The sequence below is a fragment of the Cupriavidus oxalaticus genome (genome assembly GCF_038900635.1).
Classification (GTDB): Bacteria; Pseudomonadota; Gammaproteobacteria; order Burkholderiales; family Burkholderiaceae; genus Cupriavidus; species Cupriavidus oxalaticus_B.
This window is the reverse complement of record NZ_JAYMRX010000030.1, coordinates 34717-53841: the sequence shown is the minus strand read 5'-3', so window position 1 is coordinate 53841 and position 19125 is coordinate 34717. Positions and strand designations below refer to the sequence as shown.

Annotated in this window: 15 protein-coding genes, 4 pseudogenes and 1 other annotated feature; of the genes and pseudogenes, 12 read left to right on the top strand and 7 right to left on the bottom strand. The window is 54.4% G+C overall.

All coding sequences use genetic code 11. The features are described from left to right. The first annotated feature begins 106 nt into the window (after positions 1-106). From VSR71_RS30830 to VSR71_RS30810, 7 genes and pseudogenes are all read left to right on the top strand, one after another. A complete protein-coding gene (locus tag VSR71_RS30830) occupies positions 107-1939 on the top strand; it encodes a Mu transposase C-terminal domain-containing protein (protein WP_342917354.1) in 1833 nt (610 codons plus the stop codon). Then, positions 1936-2796: an ATP-binding protein gene (locus VSR71_RS30825; RefSeq protein WP_342917353.1), complete on the top strand. Its 861-nt coding sequence runs from the start codon at positions 1936-1938 to the stop codon at positions 2794-2796. The genes VSR71_RS30830 and VSR71_RS30825 overlap by 4 nt, the downstream gene beginning before the upstream one ends. A 14-nt stretch (positions 2797-2810) precedes the next feature. Then, positions 2811-3191: pseudogene (locus VSR71_RS35420) on the top strand (TniQ family protein); the annotation flags it as partial. Positions 3192-3329: 138 nt separating this feature from the next. After that, a complete protein-coding gene (locus tag VSR71_RS30820) occupies positions 3330-3794 on the top strand; it encodes a hypothetical protein (protein WP_342917352.1) in 465 nt (154 codons plus the stop codon). Next, positions 3769-4164, top strand: a pseudogene (locus tag VSR71_RS35415) (TniQ family protein); the annotation flags it as partial. The gene VSR71_RS30820 and the pseudogene VSR71_RS35415, both read left to right, overlap by 26 nt. A gap of 123 nt (positions 4165-4287) precedes the next feature. Then, positions 4288-4854 carry a hypothetical protein gene (locus VSR71_RS30815; protein WP_342917351.1) on the top strand — a complete coding sequence of 189 codons (567 nt, stop codon included), beginning with the start codon at positions 4288-4290 and terminating at the stop codon, positions 4852-4854. 67 nt (positions 4855-4921) lie between these two features. Beyond that, positions 4922-6934 (top strand): phage integrase family protein, encoded by a 2013-nt coding sequence (locus VSR71_RS30810; RefSeq protein WP_342917350.1) that lies wholly within the window; start codon positions 4922-4924, stop codon positions 6932-6934. 463 nt (positions 6935-7397) lie between these two features. Here VSR71_RS30810 and VSR71_RS30805 read toward each other — a convergent pair whose 3' ends face one another. The 3 genes from VSR71_RS30805 to VSR71_RS30795 form a co-directional block, all read right to left on the bottom strand. Beyond that, complete coding sequence (locus VSR71_RS30805) at positions 7398-7829, bottom strand: hypothetical protein (RefSeq protein WP_342917349.1); 432 nt, start codon at positions 7827-7829, stop codon at positions 7398-7400. A 149-nt stretch (positions 7830-7978) separates the two neighbouring features. Beyond that, positions 7979-8281, bottom strand: coding sequence for a hypothetical protein (locus tag VSR71_RS30800; protein WP_342917348.1), 303 nt, complete (start codon positions 8279-8281; stop codon positions 7979-7981). 162 nt (positions 8282-8443) lie between these two features. Beyond that, entirely contained in the window at positions 8444-8692 is a 249-nt protein-coding gene (locus VSR71_RS30795; protein WP_342917347.1) for a hypothetical protein, read from the bottom strand. A gap of 382 nt (positions 8693-9074) precedes the next feature. Here VSR71_RS30795 and VSR71_RS30790 point away from each other — a divergent pair. Next, positions 9075-10493 (top strand): annotated as a pseudogene (locus tag VSR71_RS30790) (retron Ec67 family RNA-directed DNA polymerase/endonuclease); the annotation flags it as partial. Between the two features lie 180 nt (positions 10494-10673). Here the strand turns inward: VSR71_RS30790 and VSR71_RS30785 are convergent. Beyond that, entirely contained in the window at positions 10674-11309 is a 636-nt protein-coding gene (locus VSR71_RS30785; RefSeq protein WP_342917346.1) for a hypothetical protein, read from the bottom strand. Positions 11310-12098: 789 nt separating this feature from the next. Here VSR71_RS30785 and VSR71_RS30780 point away from each other — a divergent pair. The 3 genes from VSR71_RS30780 to VSR71_RS30770 all read left to right on the top strand — a co-directional run bounded on the left by VSR71_RS30780 (position 12099) and on the right by VSR71_RS30770 (position 15992). Continuing rightward, a complete protein-coding gene (locus VSR71_RS30780) occupies positions 12099-13220 on the top strand; it encodes a DUF262 domain-containing protein (RefSeq protein WP_342917345.1) in 1122 nt (373 codons plus the stop codon). Then, positions 13217-14029 (top strand): HEPN domain-containing protein, encoded by an 813-nt coding sequence (locus VSR71_RS30775; RefSeq protein ID WP_342917344.1) that lies wholly within the window; start codon positions 13217-13219, stop codon positions 14027-14029. The genes VSR71_RS30780 and VSR71_RS30775 overlap by 4 nt, the downstream gene beginning before the upstream one ends. Positions 14030-14525: 496 nt before the next feature. Next, positions 14526-15992, top strand: coding sequence for a GNAT family N-acetyltransferase (locus VSR71_RS30770; RefSeq protein WP_342917343.1), 1467 nt, complete (start codon positions 14526-14528; stop codon positions 15990-15992). 294 nt (positions 15993-16286) lie between these two features. Here VSR71_RS30770 and VSR71_RS30765 read toward each other — a convergent pair whose 3' ends face one another. After that, positions 16287-16535 (bottom strand): hypothetical protein, encoded by a 249-nt coding sequence (locus tag VSR71_RS30765; protein WP_342917342.1) that lies wholly within the window; start codon positions 16533-16535, stop codon positions 16287-16289. Between the two features lie 383 nt (positions 16536-16918). On the opposite strand from VSR71_RS30765, the gene VSR71_RS30760 reads away from it, so the two are divergent. Then, positions 16919-17278: a hypothetical protein gene (locus VSR71_RS30760; RefSeq protein ID WP_342917341.1), complete on the top strand. Its 360-nt coding sequence runs from the start codon at positions 16919-16921 to the stop codon at positions 17276-17278. A 123-nt stretch (positions 17279-17401) separates the two neighbouring features. Here the strand turns inward: VSR71_RS30760 and VSR71_RS30755 are convergent. Together VSR71_RS30755 and VSR71_RS30750 are read right to left on the bottom strand one after the other, a co-directional pair. Beyond that, a pseudogene (locus tag VSR71_RS30755) lies at positions 17402-17662 on the bottom strand (transposase); the annotation flags it as partial. Continuing rightward, positions 17405-17521: a sequence feature (AL1L pseudoknot), on the bottom strand. Its footprint overlaps the pseudogene before it by 117 nt. After that, the gene (locus VSR71_RS30750) at positions 17653-19122 is read right to left on the bottom strand and encodes a TetR/AcrR family transcriptional regulator (RefSeq protein WP_342917340.1); all 1470 of its coding nucleotides are present in this window, start codon (positions 19120-19122) and stop codon (positions 17653-17655) included. The gene VSR71_RS30750 and the pseudogene VSR71_RS30755, both read right to left, overlap by 10 nt. Between the last annotated feature and the right edge of the window lie 3 nt (positions 19123-19125).

Below are 19125 nucleotides of genomic sequence, written 5' to 3'. Positions count from 1 at the left end.
TTGCGGCTTGGTCGTCCAAAACGGGCAAGCGCAATGGCGCGTTCATAGGCTCCTAGATGACCATTCCATTCAACTCGAAAACCAAGCGACCCGGGCGATCCGGCGCATGAAGATCTCCAAGCTTTCAGCGGATATCTTGCAGGGTAAGCTGACTGTCGTCCGAGACGCCGACACTCCGGTGACCAATGTGGAGCGGGGATCCACCTCATCTCTGATGTGCACCGCAACTTTGCCTGATCGGTATAAATCGGATCTCGAACGAAAATACGCCTATGTAAGACATATGCGAAAGATCGGTCTTACAAAGGGGCAACGCACTCGGATCGCGGATGCTATTGAGACCTGCGCAAACCTATTGAAGGACATCCGGCCTCCCAAAGTTTCAACGGTTATGCAATGGATGCGTGACTACGAAAGAAGCGGCGAAAACCCGACCAGTTTAGTATCGCGAAACGTGAAACGCCGCGCGTCACCACGACTCAACCGCGACCTAAGACGCCTTATTGAAAAGATCCTTACGGATTACTACTTCGTTAAGAACGGATGCTCCATACGAACGGCTCACGACAGAGTCATCCGAGCGCTCAGTGAGGAGTCAAGTACGGCACTGCCAACGATGACGGATCGCGGCGTCAGCCTGTCGACCGTCCGCCGCATCATTCTCGAGACGTCTCCATTCGACCGAGATAGAAGCCGCCTGGGAACGGCACAAGCTCGGGCAAAGTGGCGGTTCTCAAAGCCCGGCCGTGCCTCAACGCGCCCGCTAGAACGGGTCGAGATAGATCACACGCTAGCGGATTCGTACGTCATTGATGATAGATTCATTCTACCCCTAGGCCGCCCAGTTATTACTGTGATTGTGTGTACATACAGTGGCTATATCCTTGGCTTCTTCATATCTTTTGAAGGCGAAACTGTCGGGCGTTTGGTCCAGTGCATCAAAATCGCCATACAGCCCAAAGACACAATCACAGCAGGACACTCACTGTCCAACGCATGGCACTCGGTCGGCGGGTGGGAAACACTTTGCTTAGACAACGGCGCCGCAGGTCACACCCAACCATTTCAGCACATAGCAATGGACCTCGGCATGGACATTGAATACTGTCCAGTCCGTATGCCTTGGTTCAAACCTAGTGTTGAGCGATGCCTCGGAGAACTAACCCGTCAGTTGCCTCCAAATGGTCGCCCCAAGAAGCCAGGCTCGAGTCCAGACCCATTCAACCCAAATGAGCATGCTTGCATAACATTCAGTGACTTCTGCTACGGAATTCTCAAATGGGTTGTTGATGTACATCCATTCGAAATAAACGAAAGGAAGTTAGCACGCCCTATCGACCTATTCCTTGAGGGGCTCGATAGCTGCCCGCCTCCCACGTTGATAGACAACACGACGTGCCTCGATGTTATCGCCGGCATAGGTACCACAGCAATGGTCGACCACGGCGGTGTTGTTCGTCAATACCTCCGTTACACGAGCGACGAGCTCGTCGCTCTTAAATCGGAGGTAGGTGCAAAGTTCAAAGCCAACATCAAATATGACCCATACGATCTGGGTCGCATCTTCCTCCAAGACCCACGTACCGGCCACTGGATCACCGTGGGCGCACGAGACCAAGAGTACACCTCCGGCCTGACAGCGACACAGCACAAACTTATTCGAAATGCTGCAGGCAAGAAGCTCACCCTTAGCAATGCAGAGACTGTCTTGAGAAAGGCGCGGTTGGAACTCCAAGACCACTGGGCCAATGCTATCCGGGCCGGAAAGAGGCTGAAAAAAAGCTCCCGCGATCTGGCCCTCTTTCAAGGGCTGAGTTCGATTTCTCGGCCGATCCAACCTGGAAGCCACGCGCCGATGCTTGTCGTCACCGACGATGTCCCATCCGCAGCAAACGCGCCAATACCAAGCTTCGAAGTGTTCACCGGAGATAAGCCATGAGCTACAGCGCGAGAGCCCTACAGGTCGGTCACAGCATTCGCGATATTCGCATTCATCATCCAGCGTTCAAAGATGCTCTAGATGGGGTAGGTCGAATCATTCAACTGGGTAACAACCTCCGCCATCCGTTCGGAGCTTGCATCATCGCACCGTCAGGGGCCGGAAAAACATTGCTTATCGAATCCGTGAAGAGTAATGAATGCGGTTGGTCATACTTGAGGCCTCAGAGTGTCCTCGTTGTGTCGCTTAAGGAAGCGCCTACCGTAGCACAGATTCAGGAGGACCTTCTGTCGAGCTTTGATTATGTCATTGCTCCTCGTACTGGGCGAAAGACAAATGCAGTCCTCTTCAATGTTCTTGTCGCCGCGATCGAACAGCACGACATCTTGCTCATTGTATTAGACGAGTTTCAGCATGTCTTTCTCTCCCGCAAGGATGAAGCGCGCGCCGCCATCGTCGACTGGGTCAAGCGCCTGATGTCCGTAACCAAACGTCCAGTACTTCTTTCCGGCACAGAAGTACTGCGTTCCATAGAGCGGGCCGATCCTCAACTGACGACTCGAATCGCTTCCATCTTCAACATGCCAGATCTCAAGAACGATGAAAACTGGAGAGGTGTCTTATCTGGCTTTGCATACGCAACGAAGGATGAGGTGGATCTCACGGCCCTGACGACCCATGCGAACCTCATGTTCAAGGCCACGCAGGGTGTCATGCGAACACTGAAGGCTTTGATCATGGAAAGTGCAATGATCGCCATTGACGCTCAGCGTGCCTCGGTAGAACGGCAGCATCTTGATCTTGCCTTCCAACGCCTATTCGGCAATGGCTCCTCCAAGGACAACCCCTTTGACTGAGCGTCCGCAAGCATATGAATCCATTCCCTAAGCAGGAAGACATCGCGCCCGGCGAGGATGGAATGGGATACGCCTTACGAATGGCGACAGCGAATGGGCTCACATTTCATGACCTGGCACGACATCTCGCATCGCCAGGTCACCTTTCCCTCCCCGCGAGCTCAATCAACGTTATCGCTTTCATGTTCGGCTGTCGACCAGAACGACTCCGCAATGCCTTTGTCGTTCGCCATTTCCGCAGCGGTAGCCAAGCCGCCTACTTCCTTGGTCAGCTGTTCTTGAAAACCTATCAGCTGCGACAGACCCGTCCCCAACTATGCCCTGTGTGCGTGGGACGGTATGGCCAGACTCGTGCAGCGTGGTCACTTTCGCTCTTGACGTCCTGCGTGTCTCACGAGGTCCGTCTCATTGATCGATGCGTGTGCTCGCGACCGATCCTATGGCGACGACCAAGCATCGGTCTTTGCGAATGCGGGCTACAACTAACGGAAGAACACCAGGGTGCGAGGCAAGCTGACTTTCGGGAGTTGTCGGTGAGCAGGCAAATCGAAAGCTTGCTGGCGTCCGATCATCTTAGTGTGGTGGCGGGGCAAGCGCCGACTTCTCTGAGCGGCTTTGAAAACGTGACCATCGATACGTTCGTCCGCCTGGTTTGGATTTTCGGGATCCTAGACGATCTGCAGATCGATGAGTACCCGAGTAGTGCCAATCGAAGGCTACAAACCGTCGATGCAAGTGTCGTCGCGTGCCGGGCCTACGATCGACTGTCAGCTGTAATCTCCGGTTCGCACACTGCAACAAGAATGCGGCTTGTGGGCAAGGCCCTTCTCAGTCTTTTCGACGACGTCAGCACAGCAGCGGACGCTACGCTGATCTCATTGCTTGCCTCCCGCCTACAAGGGGTCTCCGCCTCCCCCTTTATACCCAGATTGATCGAGATGAATCGACAGCTCTCCTTGTTCGAGGACCATCGTGACCCGATCCCGAAGCATTCTTAGCGTTCCATACCCTTTCCCCGACGAGTCCCCTTCCTCTTGGATTGTTCGTGTCTGTCAATTTCATGACATAACCTACCGATGTCTCGTGACCTCTCTCGGAATGAATCCGGTCCGTGACCCGGATATCACGTCGGAGCATGAGCATGTATATCGCATAGGAACCGGCACTTGTGTTTCACCGAAGCGTCTACGCGAACTGTCTGACACGTTTCGTGCTGTTCAATTGCAGCCAACGTTAAAGAATCTACTGGTTTTTGACGCGGAGAACGCACCGTCCTATCGACACTGCCCAGAGTGCCTTGCTAGCGACTCCATCCCATATTTACGGATTGGTTGGCGGCTCAGGGACTGGATCGTCTGCCCCGATCACCTTACGCGCTTGCTCCATGGATGCCCCCATTGCGGTGCACCCCTTCGATGCGCAACGTCGTGGATGAACCGTGCCAGGAAAAAGTTTCCGCGGATCGACCAGTGCGCTGAATGCAAGTCACCCATGATGGCGGAAGCTAGGCAGGTCGGCTCCCACATCGTCATCGACAAGAACCAAATCAATCTGCAGTACGCGATCTTATCTGCGATACGCAGTGGATCCTTTGCTCTTCGCGGCCCTCATGTGACGGTGCCGTTGGAGTTTCTTGTATGGCTTCGGAAAAATCACTCAGCAATCGACGAATATAGAGTGCACTGGCTCGCCACATGGGCTTCTCGAAAACGCTCTTATACCGCTGCTGAATTTGAAAGGAGAGTCACCGAGGCTTACGACATCGAACGCAAGAACGAATTCAACGGTGAATATACAATCGATTCGTATATCAATTTCTATAGATCGTATCGCGCCGACTCCACTGCAACTGAGGATTCTTGTAGCGAATACGTGGAGCAAAATCGATTTAGTTACTTCATGTCACTGCTGGTAACCGCTTACCATCTTCTAGGGAATAGGAAGGTGACATTCGCAAGCCTTTGCCGGGTGGGGAGGAAGCGTAGAAAACCGCGCGGTTCGCAATGGCTAGAGGCATGCTGGAATGCCAGCCCGCTTCGGCAAGGGCGCCCAGCGTGAAAGTGCAAATCGTCTTTGACAGCCTGCCGTCCAGCACCGATTACCCAAAATCTGAGATGGAGTCCACATGTCCGCTCATACGCTTCTGCCACCAGTCGCCTCAACGGAATTGGAGGATGGTAACGGACAACAGCCTGGCGAATGCGAGAGCGACCATGAGGTCCCACCGAGCATCGTACCGAATGGCGCCCGACGAAGGCTGTGCCAGCAGCATTTCGCAGTCTATCGCGGTTACCTAGAAGGCTTGCCAATCGAAGAACTGGTCGACCGATACTTGGGGCCGGCGGAGGTCGCGTCTCCCCGCGAGGCACTGCGCGCCATTCGTGACGAGCTTTCCATGGCGGCAGCACGCTTGGGGCGACACAAGGCAGTGAAGCTGCTTCGCGAGTCACATCATGGTTCAACTGCCGCCCTGGCAGGGGCCAAAGGGCTACCAACATTGGAGGAATTCCGCGCGCGCTATGATCCGGACGGCGTACTGAGTGAAATGGATTTGCTTATCAGCTATCGCGAAGCGTATGACCCCATTTCGCAAGAAGGCGACGCTGTACGACGCACCCGCCGACAATCGGACATACGTCGGCGTCAGTTCACCGCCCTAAATGAATTGGCCAAGGTGCTCGCCGAGGCACCCTTAGCGCAGCACCGACTGGCCGGCTGGGTCGAGTGGATTGGTCTGCGCGTAGCAGAGCGACTTGCGAAAGTTTCCCTCAATACGGTGGCCGAGTTAGTCGACTACATCAATATGCACGGGTATCGCTGGTTCAAGCGGGTGCCACGGTTAGGCGAGAAAACCGCTCAGCGCCTCGTCTGCTGGCTAGACCGGCATGCTGACACCATTGAGCGCCCCCTCACACTGGTCGCGCGTCGGCCCCAGCGCAGCCTTGCGCCGACGGAATTGGCCGCACAACGTACCCCTAACGCCGGCGTGGCACCCTTGGAATACTACCTGCCTCCGGCCGCGCTCGATGGCACCGCCGGCTCCAACCGCGCGCCAGCCGAACTCAACCGAATTGGCGCCAACAACGACTACGACGCTATCCAACTCTGGGTAGGTCTCGAAGGGATCAGCGCCCACACCCAGCGTGCGCGGCGAAAAGAAGCGGAGCGCTTCCTCCAGTGGGCAATCATTGAGCAACGAAAGCCCCTGTCATCACTAACGACCGGCGATGTGGCCGCCTATGTCAAATTCCTCGCTGATCCGCAGCCATCCGAGCGCTGGATCACCACGCGACGGATACCGCGCTGGCACGCTGACTGGCGTCCATTTGACGGGCCGCTTTCAATGGCCAGCCAAGCCACGACATTTGCGATACTTAGCAGTCTGTGCACTTGGCTCGCGCGTCAGCGCTACCTTTACACCAACCCGTTTGATGGAGTTCCAAAACCTCAAGCCGCAGTGAAGGATCCGAGGGAGCGTAGTCTGAGCCGCGAGCAGTGGAGCGATCTTGTGAACCGTGGCCTGGCTGCACTTTCCGAGGAGGCTCGCCCGCGTGCGCGATTCGCGCTATGGCTCGCCTATGGTACCGGCCTTCGCCTCGCCGAGCTCACGTGCGCTCGCCTGGGCGACCTACAGCACTGCGCGCTCGATGGCACGCAGCAGGGTGCCTGGATGCTTAAGGTAGTGGGCAAGCGACAAAGGGTACGGTATGAGCCGTTCCCCCCGGCGCTCTTCGACGCATTGCTCTTATATCTAAAAAGTCGCGGACTAGGCGCCGCGCCTGCGTCATGGCCGACCGAAGCGCCGCTATTGGCCCCGCTGTCAGGCGAGACTCCGCTTACCCACGGCGCAGTCGCTGCGCTCTATAAGAGCATCTTTACGCGGGCGTTTGATGCAAGCACAAAAGCGGACACCAGCGGCGGCCCCCAACTGCGCCGGGCTAGCGCGCAGTGGTTACGGCATACACATGGCCGCCACGCGGGCGAAGCTGGAACGCCCGCCGAAATCATAGCGGCCAATCTTGGGCTTGCCAGCCTGGCCTCTGCATCCGCTTACGTCCACACCGACTATAGGCGTCAGTTGGAGGAAGTCGACAAATTTCTCTCCAGTTATGCGACTGAAGAGGCGCCGCTCACGTAGAGGTGAGAAGGAAATGCCAAGTTAATCCTTAAAATCGCATTCAGGTCGAGCATGCCATGGGCACATACTGCGTGGCGGATGTGGTGGCGTGGGAAAGCGAGCTGCCCTATTGCACGCCGGCAAACTGTCGGACCTCGACGTGGAGCACATCGCCCAAGCTCGGCCTGGAACGCATCCGACGGCTGCATTGCGTCAGCTTTCGGCCGCAAGCGGCAGCAAGCTGACCGACGGCGAAGGGTCGAGCGGAGAGGATCGCAGCTTCTCGGGGGAGGGTTGTCCGAAGCCAGCTTCGGTCATTCTGAGCCTCGTCACGAACGTCCGTTTCGGCGAGATCGAGTTGCTCGACACGAAACATGATGGTGTCTTGGCCGGAGATCATTACGCACTGTTGGCGCGTGTTCGTCATAAGCTGATTTCTGGACACTCCGCCGACGAGTTCCATCCGCGTTCTAGTCTAGGGGAGCTACCGGAGCGACGTGGGCGCGATGAACGGAACATTGTCGCCGTTGTGGCCGAGCCGGAAGTACTTTGCCTGGTCGGCCCGCAGCGTCACTGCGATCTCATTCGGCGGGTCGCCGTGGAAGCTGCACAGGCCCGCGCCACGGGCCATAGAAGTGCCAAGCAGGCGCTCCCCGAGCGGCACGTAGAAAGTCGCGGTTTCGCTTGTAGCGAGCTTGCCGGCCAATTGGCCGTCCACGTAGAAGCCATAGTCGCAGCCGCCGCCTCCGGCGCCGCTGTCTCGCGTGACGATCACCTTGCTGGTGCCCGGCGCCTGCTGCTGCAAAGCGAAAAGTCGGTCGGCCGCGACCGGCTTCGCTTCGCTGAGCGGCACGTGCGACGTGGCGCAAGCGCTCAGCAATCCTACCAGTACACCTGCAGCAGCCATCCGCAGCATTTCGCCCCCCCGTTCCGTTATGGCCGGGAAGTATATAGGAACGCTCCTATGAACTTTACCCACACGGTTTTTGGACCTCCAGCCAGACGACATTCCGTAAGTGCCGCCGCTTATTCCTCAGAGTACACAGTCCGGCCAATTCCGGTTCCCTACAATTTCCCGGCCATGACCGTGAAAGGCTTTTCGACATCCTCCGCGGCGGCGTTGAGTCGATTGCGGATAGCGTCTGCTCCCATGGACGGCTGATCAAACTGCGACTCGACGCGGGCACGAGCTGCGTTCAACTCGGTCCTCACATCGTCCACACGCATCGTTCGGCGACCGATGCGAACTGCCTCGAAATTGGGCGGTTCCGGCGAAAAAGCGATGTCTAACAGGAAGTTGGCCTGCGCGCGCGCTTGTGCAAACGGCGAGAGCTTCCCAGACGGACGCTTTTTGTTCGATCGAGCCATTTTGCTTTCCCCACAAAACTCACCAGTTCCCCATGCTACTTCATTCCTGGGCAAATCCACCGGCAGCGCCGCTAGAACATTCGTTGGACTGCTGACACGGCGTCCTCGACCTCTTCCTAGCCAGCACCTTCACAGCACTGCCCTCTTATTAGAAGTGGCAAATCAGATGGCTCGCTCTACCACCAACTGGCCGCTTGCTAGCTCCAGCCGCATCAGCTCATGCCTGCCATCTGGATGCTCACGTACCGCGCGGCCAGGATAGCGCGGGTCGGATATGTAGATAGCACGACCTGCCATCAGGTGGCGCTCCGCCTCTGCTCCATCATCGTTGGCGATCATGCTTTCGAAGACGGCAAAGAACTGCTGCTCCTCGAGCGGTGAGGCGTCATCCAACGATTTAAGATCAATCATTGACGCTCCAATGTGCAACGCTTTTCCTAACGCCGAGCGAATTAGCCTTCCGAGAAGGCCGTCTTAGCCTAACCATACTGGAGGACACTGAGTAACGATGACTTTGTGAGGCAACGATCACTAAACGCGCATCATGAAGCCGCTTGAGAAGGCACGACTGTCCGGCTCAAATCGCCATAAGTGGGACGCCTTTCAAGCGGTAAACCCAAGCATAATTTCACGCGACGTTTCTTGCAACGACCCGGGCATGCACCGTCAGTTGAAGCCGGCTTACTGAGCAATGGCATCCCCAAGCATCCTTGCCTGTGTCCAGCGGAGAGGACGCCCGCAGCGGCGCTTTGCCATTTCGTCATAGTTCAAAGTTAAGTGAGATTTCTTTCCGTCGATTACAGGCAAAAGAATACGCGGCTTGCTGATCAAGGACAGGAAGTTTGGGTTTCACAAGGACGTAGCTACAACGATCGCTCATATTGCCTGCCACAACGGGAACCTGCCGCAAGGGGGCCCATGCTCACCGGTGATCTCGAATATGATCGCATCCGTATTGGACTTTCATTTGTCCAGGCTCGCGCGGGACAACGGATGCGTCTATACACGATATGCTGATGACATCACATTCTCTACTAACAAAAAAGCCTTTCCGTCCGCCATTGCAACGCGCAACGAGTCGAGCGAGCATAATTGGAATGTGGGCATTCAGCTCGCTGGACTAATTAAGAAGTCCGGCTTTTCCGTAAATGAAAAGAAGACGAGGATGCAATACAGGACATCTCGTCAACAGGTCACTGGTCTGGTGGTGAACAAAAGAGTCAATGTTACAAGCGAGTACAAACGACTCGTGCGTGCATACCTCTTTTCGCTCATCAATCACAACAGATTCACCATCAAGAAAGTCGAGCGCTCACAGTTAGGTGACGTAGTTTCGCTGATCGATGGCACGCGAGAACAGCTTCACGGGATGTTAGGCTTCGTTCATTCAGTAGACAGCGTTTTTCGGACGAATGTAAAACAACACCCTCAGAACTATCCGGGAATGCAACCGGATATAAAGAAAGATACCAAGAAGCCCACTGGAACATTAGAACTCTATCGACGCTTTCTGTTTTTCACTCGATTTTTCTCGAATACGCTTCCTCTGGTCGTCTGCGAAGGTAAGACTGATATTGTTTATCTGAGCAACGCTGTTCATCAATCGAAATCCGCGTTTCCGCAACTCGTAGCAAAGAATGCTGAAGGCGCTGACGTATTGAATTTTCGATTCTTGAAGTATGCACGCAAGCACAAACGTAAGAAAAACGTGTACTTACCGAACTGTTCCACTGTGCAAATACTCGGTGCAGGAAGTGGCGGAGGGCCAAATCTAGGGAATTTGATATTAAACTATCAGGCGGAATATCATAGATTTCGCGCGCCAAAAGGAAAATATCCAGTTATTTTTGTGGTCGACAATGACAGTGGAGGAAGGGACTTCTTTAGCAAAGTGAAGAATATTGTGAAGATAACAGGACACGAGTCGTTCGTTCGTCTGTTTGGGAATCTCTATATTGTTCCGCTCCCACTCAGTGGTGCATCAGAGAAAAGTATTGAAGAGCTGTTTTCTCCCGCTGACATAGCTAAAGGTATGGACGGGGAATCGTTCGATTTTACTAAAGACAGCAGCGACGCGACCTCTATCGGCAAAGCCGGTTTTGCATACGATTTTGTGGCAAAACAGGCTGAAGACCTTGAATGGAGGGGATTCCATCCACTTCTACAGAACATTTGCGCGGCGCTAGATGATTACGCCGCCCTGACGAAGTGAGCCGGTTAAACAGGAACCCGAGTCGGCGCGAGCTGAACCGCAGCCGACCAGACATTCGCGAGGGGCGACCGCGCGTGCGGCACCAGATTATACTGGTACGGGTGTTACGTACACTGACGTCCAGGACGCGGAGCAGGCGTTGCGACTTTTGGCGACCCTCTCGATGGAAGCGTTGGGTCGTTACGTCTTGTTAGCTGGCAGCCCATCGCACATTCTTTGAAACAGAGCTTCATAGTCACTGAATCGATGAATCGTCTGTATCGTCATGGACCTGTTCGCCAAGATCAGAGCCTGTATTTCCCCCCCTATGAATACTCGTTCGCTTAACGGCACGGCAGCGTCATTGGTGCGCTGAGCTTCCATGAGGCGTATGAAGTCGCTTGGGAATGAATTTACAGAAGCATCTGGAATGCCAGGTTTTGTGCGGAGGCCGTACTCAAGGCGCTCGGACCTGAATGAGTTGGTGGACCGATAGGCAAAACCCACGTATCGAGACTCCGCTTCGGAGTAGCCAATGTGATAAATCGTAGTAGTTTGCGCCTCACTAAGGTTGAACTCCATACCGAGTTCTTGTAGCGGCGGAGTGACGTACTGATCGAGGTGGTGGATATCTCGGGCCAAGAAGCGCTCAAGCTTGACGAACCATTTCGTCGCAAGGTCACCTATCCCCGTGGCAAACATGACACCCTGTAGGTGCGGGAGAGGATAGAGCTTCGTGGTGAAGAAATACGGATTGCCCGTATCGCCCGACATAGCGAGTGTGTCCATGGCGATAATGACTTGTTCCGGTCCAATGTTGAAGATGGCTGCGGTCATGTACGGATCTTATAATGCCTACGTAATTGGCGAGTCACGAGTTTCAAAAGCGGCTTCGAACCTATCGCTTCTGAATCAATGATAGACCAATACCTGCGAAACTCGCCGCGGACATGTAGAGGATCGGTTCCCGACCCAAGTGAGCCACTGTCGAACGGTCGCAAGCCATAGAGTGATTGCCCCGTTCGGAAGGGGACAGCGCAAGATGTCTCATTGTGGTTGACAAGGATGTCGGGCGCTGCACGGAATGGACGAGGTGCGGACATGGTGAGCCGGTTCAACCTAGAACGCGAGCGGCGCGACCTGACCGGCCGACCAGCACATTCACGAGGGGCGGACGCGCGTGCGGCACCCAGATTGCATTGGCACAGATGTTACGTACTCAGGGCCGCGACGCCGAGCAGGCTTTGCGACTGTTGGCGGCTCAGCTCTGCGCGACGCGGTCGCTGCACAGCGTACGCATCGAGCGCTAATCGCTTGGCTGCTGCGCTATGGGATGTCGGCCTGATTGAACGACGGGACTCCATCAGCATAGTGCGCGCGGACCTCTTCTCTGCGGCGGATTCCGGTCAAGTGCTGCCGCTCGGCCCCACACACGAAGCCGCTACTCAAACGACCGGTCCGCTCTGGCGCGGGGATGACCAAAGGGTAGCCTTCGACCTCCACTGGTGCCGTACTTCCTCGTCCCAGGAGCGACGCGACCACGAAATATAACCGTTCCAGATTATGATGTAAGCTAACGCATTGCAACACAATAAGAATTTAAAATTCTGTTTTCGGAAGATCAAAGTGACGAACCTAAAGTTTAGCCTCGATACTATCCAGCAAAAGGCACGCGAGCGAACCGTAAAAACGCAGAACGTTGAATACGATTTGGAAACTCTCATTAAACGCATCGAGCAAAAGACAATAAAGCTTGACCCGGATTATCAACGGCGTCATCGGTGGAGTGCTGAAACGTCGTCACGTCTTATTGAAAGCCTGATTCTCAACATCCCGATTCCCATTGTCTTTATTTCACAGGATGTGGACGTCGATGAAGAAGCCACGAACGGCGCGAGATACACGGTTATCGACGGCCAGCAGCGTCTTACCGCGATCTTCGAATTCATGAAAAACAAGCTGTCGTTGGAAGGACTTGAGACATTATCTGAGCTAAATGGCGCTTATTACAAAGACCTTCCGCCGTTCCTTACAAGGCGACTGGAAGAGCGAACAATCAAGTGCCTTCGCATAGACTCGACGGTAGATGCGCAGGTCAAATTCGATATCTTCGAAAGACTGAATACGGGCTCAATAAGGCTTGAGTCCCAAGAGCTGCGGAATGTTACGGCCAGAGGGCCGTTCAACGACGTACTCAAGAATCTGGCGAAGAAATCATATTTTCGGCGATTGATTCAGGTAGATGATAAGTCACCGGACGAAAGCGCTAAAGTTAAGAAAATGGAGGACGTCGAGCTCGTTCTCCGTTTCTTTGCGTTGAAATATGAAGGACACGAAAAAATAAAGAAGGGCTTTAAGGAATTCTTGACCGTTAGTCAAAACGAGCTTAACAAACTTGATGACGCGGAGATTGAGGCGCGCGCGCAACAGTTCGAGGGATACATGGAATTCCTCCTTGAGGTAATGGGGCCTCAAGCTTTCTCTAAATGGCGCAATGACTCCGGAACCATGAAGAAAATGTCGAACTTTAATGCAGCGGTTTATGACGCAGTCGCCATTGGCTTAGCTTCGACCGTACCACTCACGGAGTTACAAGCACGAAAGGACGAGCTTGCCGCTAAACTGAGTGACGCCAGGTTAATTTTGTTTTCGCAGCCCCCTTTCGTTGATGCAATCTCGGGCAGCGTCAACGATTCAGCCAAGGTCTCTAAGAGAATTTCTATGTTTGCCGAGTATCTCGCCTCATGAGCACGGCTGTTTTCGCGGTAGCCTGCTCAATCCCAGGCAGAATCGAAGAACTGTCGCGTCTTACGCGACTAGCGGAGAATGAGCAAACACGTAGCGAAGAGTCATTCAACACTCTCTGCCGCGCATGCTCGGTTTTGCTTGCATCTCATCTAGAAGGTTTTTTAAAGGATTTATCTAAGAGCATTTCTACAGATCTAAACTATTATCTAAAATCGTTTAGCGGAATGCCAGAAGCTCTGAAGCGAAGTTTTTGCGAAAAAATCGCTTTCTATGAGGGAGTGCCGTCGGAAGAGATTAATGCACGAATTACACAGCTCATTGCATTTTTCTCTGCCAATTCTGTCAACATCGATTTGCAAGCTTTTACTTATAAAGAAAATAAAAATAGGAATGCCGGACCAGACGTGATAGATGCCGCATTGGCAAAGCTGGGTGTACCTTCTGTTCTTGGCTCGATGAAGAACTCCAAGCTTGAAAACGTCTTCAAGAATGATGCAAACTCTACGCATCTAATACGGCGGGACTTGCGCCGCTTCCGCTCTCTTGTATATCACTATCCCTACAGAGGCGTCCCCGCAGCCTACGCGTTCGACTTCAAAAATGCGAGAGGTTCGCAGAAGGGAGCGAATACGTCGCTTTGGCACACTTATATAGAGGAAGTTACGCAAAGGAGGCATCGGATTGCCCACGGGGATACGATGGAGAACGACGCGGACGCGACGATTCTGACGCAGGATATAGAGAAATTAGATGTTCTGATGCACGGGATGCTTTTTGCGGCGACCACCTACTTGGGAAAAAAAGGCTAAGACTCTCAAACCTTCAGAACCACGCCTGTGTTCGCTTACATCATTGAATGCAGGATTACGAGCGAAGGGGCGCTCTAGGCTGAGCAGTTGAATGACCCAAAAGCATCGGATTCTGCCGACCGGTCCCGATCATCGATTCCCCCGGGCGATTCAATGAGCGATGGCGCATCATTGCTTGTGTCCAGCGGAGATGACGCGCGCAGCGGCGCTTTGCCATTCCTCACATAGTTCAAAGTTAAGTGAATCGGAGTGCAGAAGGTTCAAGGTTATGCGAACCAACGGTACAACGTTCAATTAATCACTTGCCCGGAAACGGCGTGTCCGTGTGCTAGTCAGTTCAAGGTTGAATGAATCTCGACACCAAACATGCCCTAGTGCTGTATATTCGTACAGTGTAAGGGCAGGCGACGGTCAGTCAACTGGCCCTCGATCTAGTTCTGGTGGTTACTAGTGCCGGTACACTCCACGCGCCGACAACTCAAACACAACAAAGGTCATGGACAACTTGCAGAGGAGCGTATCGATACTGACTCAGCGACAGGATGTCGTTCCATTCGTTGAGAGCGTTAGAAGCGCGGCCGACTCGGACAAGGATGCGCTCGGATTTTTCCCTAGTCCGGTCTATCTGGAGTACGCGACCAAAGGAAACCTCTTTGTCGCGGCAAATGGAAATGGCGACGAGCATCAGTACGCGGGACACCTTCTCTTTGACCTTAGACAGCCAAGAGCGAAGATTCTCCAAGTCTTTGTTGCCCCAGCCTTCCGAGGCATAGGGTTAGGTAAAAAGCTTGTTGAAAGGCTCAAACAGCATCTGACAGATCTTCAATACGTCTCAATCGAAGCGCGTGTGGCGGAAGATTTGTCCGAATCCAATCGGTTTTGGGAAGCACAAAATTTCCATGTTCAGCGGGTTGAGCCGGGGGGAGCCAGCCGCGGTAAGCAGAGGCGCATGATCGTGGTACGGAACCATGAGCTGGCCTCACCACAACTTTTTGGGGCAAGCGGAATCAATTCAATGAATCCACTTGGTCTCGGCTTCGCTGCAGGGACTGGTAAGCCTACTTATCTCTTGGATATGAACGTCTTGTTCGATCTAGGCCCTAGAAGACAGCGACGCAATGATGTCGTCAACTTATTTCGCGCGGAGCGAATGCAAGTATGTAGCCTGGCTATCAGCTCCGAGATTCGTAACGAACTGGCAAGATCCTGCCCTGCGGGAAAGACCGACCCCATGCAAGATTTCGCATCGATCTTGCCTGCATACCCGGTACTTGAGGAAGACTCCAAACAGCTCACCAAGGAACTCGAAACACTCGTATTTCGCGAACGAAGCCAACGCAACGCACTTACCCCTAACGATAGATCCGATCTAAAGCATCTGGCCACTGCGATCTCCCATGGTCTGGAGGGCCTCGTAACAAGTGATGCAACTATTTTAGGCGCGGCTGCTGATCTACGAGACCGGTATGGAATTGATGTTCTATCTCCTTCAGCGTTCACTCTTCAAGAGCCACACCCCGTCGAAATCACAGCGTATGGAACGGAACCTGATCGGGTCTTGGCATTTAACGAAGCCCTGCACACGGACGACGCAGACATCAGAGCCATGCTGTCTAAATGGAACGTCCCGCCATCACAACAATTAGCGGAATGGGCAACGGTAGACGGCTCCAGGCAGACGAGCCGGCGCTACGTCGCACGAAGCGACGACGGCATTCTCGGCTACTTGACTTGGCGCCACACGATAGACCAGAAAACTATCATCGCAATGGTGGCCGTCGAGGAGCGATCCCCTGCTGCAGCAGACTGCGCGCGGCTGATCTTGAGCAAACTTAATGAGCAAATTCCATCCGATGCTAGCTACCGACGCTTCCCCGTCATCGCGTCGAAAGGCAACTCGACATCTGACTCTGGAAGTGAGCTAATACGCCGGCGGACAGCGTCTGGGCTCATGGTCGGCTGATCAAAGTGTGCCTCGACACGGGCGCGTGCGGCGTTCAACTCGGACCTTAGCTGTTGGAGGCGCACCTTCCTGCGTCCGATCCGGATCGTTTCGGGGTTGGGACGGTCCTGCGAAAACACGAGATCCAACAGGAAGTTAGCCTGTGCTCGCTCTTTGGCAAATGCCGAGCGTTTCTTAGATCGACGTCTTCTGGTGGATTGGGTCCCGTTTCGCTTTCCCATATCGATACCCTCTATTTCACCTCGGTTAGGCAATGAAAGCCCACTCGTGAAAACGGTTGCCGGAGGAGAGTCGTCAGAGAGTTTGTTCTACCACCAACTTGCCACATGCATAATCCAGCCGCATTAGTTCGCGTCTACCATTCGGATGTTCGCGTACCGCGCGGCCAGGATACCGCGGATCGGATATGAATATGGCACGACCTTCCCGCAGATGGCGCGCTGCTTCTGCGCCGTCGTCGTTGGCGATCATGATCTCAAATGCGGAAAAGAACCGTTCCTCTTCAGCAACTGAGGCGTTGTCCAAGGTTCTAACATCAATCATGATCGCTCCAAAGTCACAGGATTCTTCCCTGCAGCTACTGCAAAAAGGGCATCGCTAGTTAGTGAAGATCATGCGGTAGACCGTACGGCACTCACGTCGACCGCAAGGCTCCACACTTGTCCAGGCAGTGCATTGGGCGGCCGCACATGATTGGAAAGCCAGTCGCCGCTTTCTACTTGACATTCCAACCCAGTAATCTCGCCGGATAGCCATTCACGAAGCGCTATTACACGCTCCAGTTGCCAAGACGGTGTACCGTTGTGGCACGGCGGGATTAGGACCGAGACAGAGCCAATTCTATCTGGCGATGACAATAGAACATCACGGAGGCGTGCAAAGTTGGCCGACATGATCCATTCGCTGTGTACTGAGTCGTCGTAAGTTTGAATCAGTTCGATCAGCAAGGTCGGGCTTGTACTGGCGAAGGAAAAGCAGCCTGGAACCTGGCGAACCTCTATCTGTATAGCGTGGGTGTGCCCGCTCTCTCGCGGCAGGCCTGCCACATCGAGGGTCTGAGCCAGGAAACCACCTGCTATGTCTCGATGTCCTACTTCGACGAAACCGACCCGTTCGCAGATTTCGTCGTCTTGCTGCCCCCTGACGACCAGGTTGATCACGGCGAATACCTCGCCATCCTTGCCGAGGCCATACGGGCCCGCAATGGCTGGCAACGCATCCTCAAACGGTGTGCCCCGGATCAGAGGCGCCAACCCCACGTCACGAATATCAGGAATACACCATGAGAAGGGCTGGATCAACGGAGGCGAGGGCGCCGGCTCGTGCAAGGAAAAGTGTCGTCAGGCACTCAAGGCATTCCTGCACACACAAAGCACCCAAGTGCGGGCGGATCGGTTGCTGCAGTTAGCTGACCGCCCGATCTGCGGCACCCTGCAAATCAGCTCGACCCCGAGGCTGCCTCGGTGCTCGTCGATGAAGTCCCTCAGGACTTGAATCGGCGGTGGAGTTCCGCCTGAGCGAAGAACGCGCTGGTCAGCTTCAGGATCTCGTTGGCCCTGCGCAGTTCGCGGACTTCTCTCCAGATCCTTGATACGCTTGGCATCTGCCGTGGTTGTGCCCGCACGCTGCCCGGTGTCGCGCTCGTGCTGGCGACCCCAAGTCAGCAAGGTTCGCAAAGAGCGGAGCCTCCTCGAAACCCGGGGCGGTTGTTCAGGATGCCCAACGTCGCGCTCTTCGCAGTGAAGTTCCCTTGCGCGACGCGAATCGCCAAGGCCTGCATCAACTCGAAAACGCGATCCATATCCGGCGGTTGCTTCTTGGAGCCGAACCTCAGAGTCATTGCGCCCTCCGCCTGTGCCGCGATGAGGGTTGCGCGCGCGTGGCATTCGCGCGCGGTGGCAGACGAGTCCAGTTCGCGTATCAGATCCACATAATTCGCTCGATAGGCCGAGTAGAGTCTTCTCAGGAGTTCATTTGTAATGTCCGAGTGTTGAGCCAGCGCAAACATTTCGAACGAGAATCGGCAAATGCTCGAATCACAGGCTTCTTCAAAAGCATCGACAGTGATCTCACAAAGTCGCTCCAGCGCTGGTTTGCCGCTTGGCTTGCCCATTTCCGCATAGCGGTCCACATAGACCTTCATAAGCGCGCCAATTGTCGAGCGGAGCAGGTCGTCATGGGTCGGGAAATAGTTCTTGAGCGCGGATGGGATGATGCCAAGCTCCTTAGCCACACGCGCTAGTGTAAAGTTCGCATATCCTTCGGTCGCCAATAGGTTAGCGGCACAAGAGATGATCTCGTTGATCTTCACCTCTCGACGTTTCCCTCGGACTGTTACTCGATAGTAGAGGGTGTCCTGTCCCGTTTGTCGAGTGCTCAACTCGAATGGTTTGTTCTTCTCAGAGATGCCGACGTGCGCACTGCTCTTGCCGTGTGCCCTACGATTGCGCGAACCGTGAAGAGGCGCATCGCTTTCCAGTGTCTGTGGCGGCAAGTCAATAAGCATCTTCACAGATCGCTTTGTCAAGCGCACGAATTCTGCATAGTCCTTTTCCGAGTCTCCACCGTGGTATGCGAGTATCATCATTCCAGCCGTCTGCGCGATAATCACGGACGCGCGCACCATGCGCTCCGTGTCAGTCAAAGCCGGGTGGATTTCCGATAGCAACTTCGCAAGGGTGCTTCGATACTCGGTATAGATATCGTCAACGAGATCGGCAGCATATGGCTCATGCTGAGAGAAAGCCCAGGCCTCAAACAGGAACTTCGGTAGACTGGTTTCGTTGATGTCGTGAAAAATGCGGTCTACCAGCGCGGAACAGCGCCGCATGGTGCTGATACCCGACTGGCTTGCGATTGCCGTGTAGTTGCAGATTGTCTGGCGCACATATTCCTGCAGCGCCACGCGTAGCAACTCCTCCTTGGTTCGAAAGTAGTACTGGAGGTTTCCTAATGTGATTCCTGCGCGACTCGCTACACGGCGTGTCGCGAATGCAGCATATCCATCCTCCTGAAACGTTTGTTGGGCCGCAAGAATAATCTGCGCAATTCGTTGCGCAACCGGCCCGCCATCGGGTCTTGCCCCTGCAAGATCGTCAAATGTTTCGCGCTTTATCACGTTCTGTTGCACGTC